The sequence below is a fragment of the Burkholderia sp. Cy-637 genome (assembly GCF_011753175.1).
In the GTDB taxonomy this organism is placed as follows: domain Bacteria; phylum Pseudomonadota; class Gammaproteobacteria; order Burkholderiales; family Burkholderiaceae; genus Burkholderia; species Burkholderia gladioli.
The window spans coordinates 1-6,076 of sequence record NZ_VWWC01000268.1 but is presented as its reverse complement, the minus strand read 5'-3'; the positions used below and the strand labels follow the sequence as shown (position 1 = coordinate 6,076).

5 protein-coding genes are annotated in these 6,076 nt (G+C 73.0%); all 5 read right to left on the bottom strand.

Annotated elements, in window-relative coordinates:
* On the bottom strand, positions 1–770 hold a 770-nt coding region (locus F3J10_RS33890), incomplete at its 3' end, for a glycosyltransferase (RefSeq protein ID WP_167243904.1).
* 37 nt (positions 771–807) lie between these two features.
* On the bottom strand, positions 808–1,824 hold the full coding sequence (locus tag F3J10_RS33885) for a glycosyltransferase family 2 protein (RefSeq protein WP_167243903.1): 1,017 nt from the start codon (positions 1,822–1,824) through the stop codon (positions 808–810).
* A complete protein-coding gene (locus tag F3J10_RS33880; RefSeq protein ID WP_036028486.1) occupies positions 1,821–2,036 on the bottom strand; it encodes a hypothetical protein in 216 nt (71 codons plus the stop codon). Before F3J10_RS33880 ends, F3J10_RS33885 begins: the two co-directional genes overlap by 4 nt.
* A 220-nt stretch (positions 2,037–2,256) precedes the next feature.
* The gene (locus tag F3J10_RS36470) at positions 2,257–5,292 is read right to left on the bottom strand and encodes a SpoIIE family protein phosphatase (protein ID WP_167243902.1); all 3,036 of its coding nucleotides are present in this window, start codon (positions 5,290–5,292) and stop codon (positions 2,257–2,259) included.
* The coding region (locus tag F3J10_RS33870) for an ABC transporter substrate-binding protein (RefSeq protein ID WP_345791252.1) at positions 5,289–6,076 on the bottom strand (788 nt) is incomplete at its 5' end. The genes F3J10_RS36470 and F3J10_RS33870, both read right to left, overlap by 4 nt.

The window sequence follows — 6,076 nt, the reverse complement described above, 5'->3', positions numbered from 1 at the left end:
GCCGCGCCGGGGCGGCCGGCGCGCAGGGCGCGCACGTCGGGCCAGTACATCACCGAAAAACCTTCCATCGCCACCCGCCGGCACAGGTCGATGTCCTCGCAGTACATGAAGAAGCGCGGGTCGAAGCCGCCCAGGAAGCGGAACAGGTCGTGGCGCATGATCGCGAACGCATCCGACACCCAGTCGACGCGCCGCGCCGGCTCGCGCGGCTGCAGGTCGGGGTCGAGCGGCACGCGTCTGGCCGCCGCGCCGGGCCATACCGGGCCGCGCCAGGCGAAGGCGTCGCCCAGCGCGGACGGGAAGCGGTGCGAGGCCGGCACGTCCTGGCCCTCGGCGTCCACCAGCCGGCCGCCGGCGATGCCCACGCCGGGATTGACCAGCATGCGCGCGGCGGCGCGCGCGATCATCGCGGGCTGGGCGTGGGTATCGGGATGGGCCAGCAGCAGCAGGGCGCCGAGCGCCTCGCGCGCGGCGAGGTTGCAGGCGGCCGCGTAGCCGATGTTGACGGGCGAGCGGATCAAGAGCGCCCAGGGATGCCGGCTCTCGACCAGCTCGGCTGTACCGTCGCTCGAGGCGTTGTCGACCACGATCACCTGCCAGTCGCGATAGCGCGCGGCCATCGCCAGCATCGCGAGCTGGGCGTCGATGCGCTCGGCCGAATCGTGCGCGACGATCAGGATCGACAACGCCCGTCGGGCCAGCACATGTTCGTGCGGGGACGGGCGCGGCTCGGGCGAGGCGATCGGCTCGGCGTCGTGCAGGCCGATCATGGTGGGCTCCGGCGACGCTGCGCGGCCGGAATCGTCATCATGGCGCGCCCCCGGATAGCTGGCGGGGCGCTCGCCGCGGACGAGCGGCGGCATGACGGCGGCGGTAGGCGAGTTGGCCATAGAGAATCGGCAATTGTTGCAGGTGCGCGTGCAGCGCATAAAGCGTCGCGAGGCGCCAGTCGCCGGCGCTGGGCCGGGCGCGCAGGGTGGTATGCAGCAGCGCCGCGCCGAACAGCGCGAGCAGGCTCCAGGCGATGCCGGGCGCGGTGGCGAGCATCGCCGCGAACACCAGGGCGGCCACGCCGAGCGCGGCGCCCCAGGCGCGGTTGCGCTGCGGCGCGTAGCCGTGCGGGAAGGCGGCGCGGCCGGCGCAGCGCGCGTCGGCGGCGGCATAGGCCTCGCCGATGCGCACCGCGCGGCGCCAGTAATCCCGGAAACGGGCCAGCACGTCGTCGTGGCGCGTCATCGGGATCGCCAGCTCGACGATGCGCCAGCGGCGCGCCGCCAGGCGGCGGCACAGGTCGGCGGCTTCGCCGTCGGCCAGGTTGGCGTCGAAGCCGCCCACGTCGAGCAGGGCCTCGCGGCTGAACAGGGCGTCGCCCACGCAGTCGAGCGCGTCGCCGAACGGCATCACGCCGTCCAGGTCGACCACCGCGGCGTAATGCGACTGATGCGGCAGCGCCTCGCGGCACTGGCCGCGCACCGCCGCGCATTGCGCGTCCAGGCGCGCCAGCGCGGCTTGCGGGAAGTGCCGGTCGAGCAGGGTGTCGGCGCCCAGGAACAGCACCGTGTCGGCATGCGTGGCGTGCCAGCCGGCGTTGCGGATCGCCGCGCGCGTGGTGGCCTGGCCGATGCCGCGCGTGTCGGCCGCGATCACCCGCGCGCCGTCGAGGGCGGCCAGCCGGGCATCGTCGCCCAGCGGTTCGTCGGTCGCGTACAGCACCTCGACCGGCAGCTCGCCCCAATCGGCGCCGCGCACGCTGCGCAGGCAGCGCGACAGCGAACCGTCACGGTCGCGCCCGCTCACCACCACGGCGACCTGGTGCGCGTTCAAAACTCTTCCTCCAGCGGCGCGCGCAAGGCGCTGCCGACCCAGCAGGGCCCGAAGGCGCGGCGCAGCGGCGCGGCGGCCAGGCGCGCGCGGCGCCAGGCACGGGCGGTCTGCTGGCGACGTCGCGCGCGCCCCGGCTGCAGACGAACGTCGGCCTGCTTGCCGCCCGATTGGCGGCTGCAACGTTGTTGTGCGTCCAAAGAGATTGCGATCATCGCGTGGCCCTCCAGCGTGGATGGGCTCAATTTCATCGCGAATCGGGTCCGGAATCGTGACAGAACTGCAAACGTCGGATCACGCCAAAGGGTCGGATGCCGCGCCGGGCGCGGCTTCTGGCGGGCGCGGCGGATTTCGTCGGGCGGCGCGGGACGCGATCCTCAGTTGTGCCATCGATCGGCGCGTGCCGCGCCAATCGTCTGAGGAGAGCTTCCCGGCTCAGGCCGCCTGAGTGTGGCGGCGCTTGATCAGGGTGACGCGATTGATGCCGTTGACGTGGTCGTGGCTGACGATGTCGCAGCTCTCGCGAATGATGAACAGGCCGAAGCCGCCTTCCGATTCGCCCGAGAAATCGGGCTTCAGCTCCGGCGGCGGCGTGAAGGGCCGGCCGTCGTAGACGAATTCGAGCGTGGCCAGCTCCGGGCCGGTGGTGCAGACCACCTCGATCGGGCCGTCGCCGGGGCGCGAATCGTGGCGCACCACGTTGCTGGCGAGCTCGACGGCGGCCAGCGCGAGCGAGGCCGCGTCGTCGTCGCCGAGGCCCGCCGCCGCGTGCATCGCCACGAAGTTGCGCAGCGTCTGCAACTGCGAGAGCGTGCGCGGCATGTCGAGCCGTTCGCGGCGCGTGTTCGGTTCGCCGTCGGGCAGTTGCAGCACCAGCATCGTCATGTCGTCCGGAATCCGCGCGCTGTTGGTGAACGCCTCGACGGCCGCGCGCATGCCGCGCACGATCGTGCCGGGCCGTCGATGGGTCGGCACCAGCGCGCGCAGCGTGGCCGCCAGTCGGTCCAGGCCGAAGCGCTCGCCGGTGTCGTCGACGGCGTCGGTCAGGCCGTCGGAGTAGAGCACCACGGTGTCGCCCGGGCCGAGCCGCACGCTGTCCTCGAAGATCTCGGCCTCCTCGATCACGCCGAGCGGCGGATGCTGGTTGCGCAGGAATTCGGGCGGCGCGTTGCCGCGGAACAGCATGGTTTCCTCGTGCCCGCAGCCGACCCAGGTGGCGGTGCCGCGCACGCGGTCGATGCGCAGGTAGCAGAGCGTGACGAAGCTGTCGAGCGCCTGCAGGCGCGCGTGCATGGCGCGCTGCGAATGCGCCACGATGCGCGCCGGCGAGGGCCGCTCGGCACCCGGCTCGCCATGCGCGACCAGCTCGGCGATCGAGCGCGAGAACTGCATCTTCAGCGCGGCGCCCAGCAGCGCGGCCGGCACGCCCTTGCCCATCGCGTCGCCCACCAGCAGGTCGAAGCAGCCGTCGTCGAATTCGAACAGGTCGAAGAAATCGCCGTTGATGCCGCGCGAGGCCAGGTTGAAGCTGGCCAGCAGGCAGCCGTGCACGGCCGGCGGCAGGTCGCCGATCAGCAGGCCGCGCTGGATCCCCGCGCCGAGTTCGAGCTCGGCGCGATGCGCCGCCTTCAGCTCGCGCTCGCCGGCCACCTGCAGGCTGATGTCGGTCTGGATCAGGAAGGCGTGCTTGGTGTCGTGCGAGGTGTTCATGATCGGCACCAGCGTGGACGCGGTCCAGAACAGCGAGCCGTCGCGGCGCCGGTGCACGAGCTGGCCGCTCCAGGGCGCGCCCTCGCGGATCAGCTCGGGCAGCCGGTCCACCACCAGGCCGCCCGAGGCGTCGTCGGGGCGCAGCAGCCGGTAGGACTGGCCGACCAGTTCGTCGCTCGGGTAGCCGCTGACCGAGGCCAGCATCGAGTTGGCATAGAGGATGGTCCCGTCCGGTGACAGGATGCTGACGATCGCGTGCTCGTCGAGCGCGTTCTTCAGGCCGCGCAGGTCCGACGAGGAGTCGCGGTACTTGGCCAGCAGCTGGGCGCGCTCGTGCGCGACGCGCTTGGCCTCGGACAGGTCGCGCACGGTACAGAAGTAGTACAGCTCGCCGTCCACGTCCACCGGCGCCACCGAGATCTCGGCCGGGAACACGCGGCCGTTGGCGCGCCGCGCGTTCAGTTCGAGCCGGCGGCGCGGCGTGGCCGAGCGGTCGTCCTCGCCGGGCAGGCGGCGATCGCGCATCAGCTCGTGGATCTCGTCGGGCAGCAGCGCCTCGCCGGGCTGGCCGATCAGGTTCTCGGCGCGATAGCCGAAGATGCGCTCGGCCTCGCGGTTGAATTCCACCACGTGCCCGAGCGCGTCGAGCGTGACCATGCCGTCCATCGCGCTGGTCAGCACCGCCGTGTTGCGCGCCTCGCTGCTGGCGATCTCGCGCATCAGCTGGCCCAGCGCGGCGATGGTCAGCGCGTTCTGGCGCAGGCTGCGCGAGGCCGCGGTGCAGAACACGCCCCACAGCAGCAGCGCGCCGCCGCTGCCGAGCGCGACCCAGCGCGCGATCACGGCCCAGGTGGCGAGCGCCCGCTCGGCCGGGGTGGCCACCACCGTCACCAGCGGCCAGCGTCGCGCGGTGCGCCAGGCGCCGATGCTGGCGGTGCCGTCGAAATCGAGCGCCGCGAAGCTGCCGCTCTCGGCACGCGGCAGCAGGTTGCGGAACAGCGTGTGCGCGCCCAGCGCGCCGGCCTTGTCGAGCGGCACGCCGGTGGTCACCACCGGCGTGCCGTCGAGCGTGTAGAGCCCGGCCGAGCGCGAGGCGTCGCCCAGCAGCATCTGGAAGCTGGTCTTGAGGTAGTCGGGATTGAGCGCGACCACGATGCGGATCACGTCGCCGCCGGGCGTCACGCTGGCCCGCGCGAGCGGCAGGAAGCGCAGCGGCAGCGGATTGCCGGCGCCGGCCCGCGCACCGCGCAGCAGCGAGGAATCGGCGAGATCCCGGCCCGCCATCGGCCGGCCGATCGCGAGATCGCCGTCGGCGACCGGCACGCGCGGGCCCGGCAGCCGCGCCAGGTCGAGATGCGCGCCGAGGTTGGCCGGGTTCGAGCTGGCGAACACCTCGCCCTCGCTGTCGACCAGCGAGACGCTGCGCAGCATCGGCGTGCCGGCGATGCTGCGCGCCAGCATCAGGTTGGCGAAGGACGTGCCGCGCAGGTCGCGCGTCTGCAGCGTGCTGTCGATCGAGCGCGCGATCGAATTGGCGGTGCTGGCGGCGCGCGCGCCCTGGTCGTCGAGCGCGCGCGCCAGCATCTCGGCGCTGCCGCGTTCGTCGTCGATCGCGCTGCGATGCTCCCACCACGCGAAGCTGCCGGCCGCGCCGATCAGCAGCGCGCCGACGAGCGCGCCGCCGACCAGCACCGAGCGGCTGTTGAGCCAGGCGGGGAGCTGCGCGGTGTGATGGCCGATGATCGCTTCGATTCGTTTCACTGGAGCAGCATGATGTCGGTCAGGTGATGGCGGCGGGCCGCCTCGGCGAGCCGGCCGTCGCGCTGGATGCGCGCGACGAAGGCGTCGACCGTCTGCAGCCAGGCGTCGTCGCCGGGGCGCACGGCATAGGCATAGGGCATCGGATGGAACGGCCGCGGCGGCGCCACCAGGCGGGCCCAGTCGGCATTCTCCAGCAGGCGGTGCGCATACGGAAGCCCCGCCACCAGCACGTCGAGCCGCCCTGCCTGCAACTCGTCCTCGCGGTTCACGCGCGCGTCGAGCACCATCAGGGTGGCGCGCTTGAGGGTGGCGCGCAGCAGCGGCTCGATCTGCGAGCCCTGCTGCACGCCGACGCGCACGCCGGGCCGGTCGAGATCGCCCCAGCCCGGCACCACCTCGCTGCCGCGCGAGGCCACCCCGACGATGCCGCTCGACAGGTAGGGACGGCTGAAGCGCAGCATCTCGCGGCGCGCCGCGGTGGCCGCCACGGCGAGCATCGCGACGTCGCAGCGGTCGGCCAGCAGGTCGTCGGCGAAGCGGTCGAAGGAGGTGTCGACCATCACGATCTGGGCGCCGAGATCGCCGGCGAAGGCGGCCGCCAGGTCGACGTCGATGCCGCGCGGCTCGCCGGTGCGGGGATCGCGGTAGGTGATGCCGGCATCGTTCTGCGACAGGCACACGCGCAGCGTGCGGGTGGCGTGCACGCGATCGAGCACGGCGCCCGCGCTGGCGTCACCGCAGGCGGCGGCCATCACCAGCAGCGCCGCCGATCCCGCCGCCGACC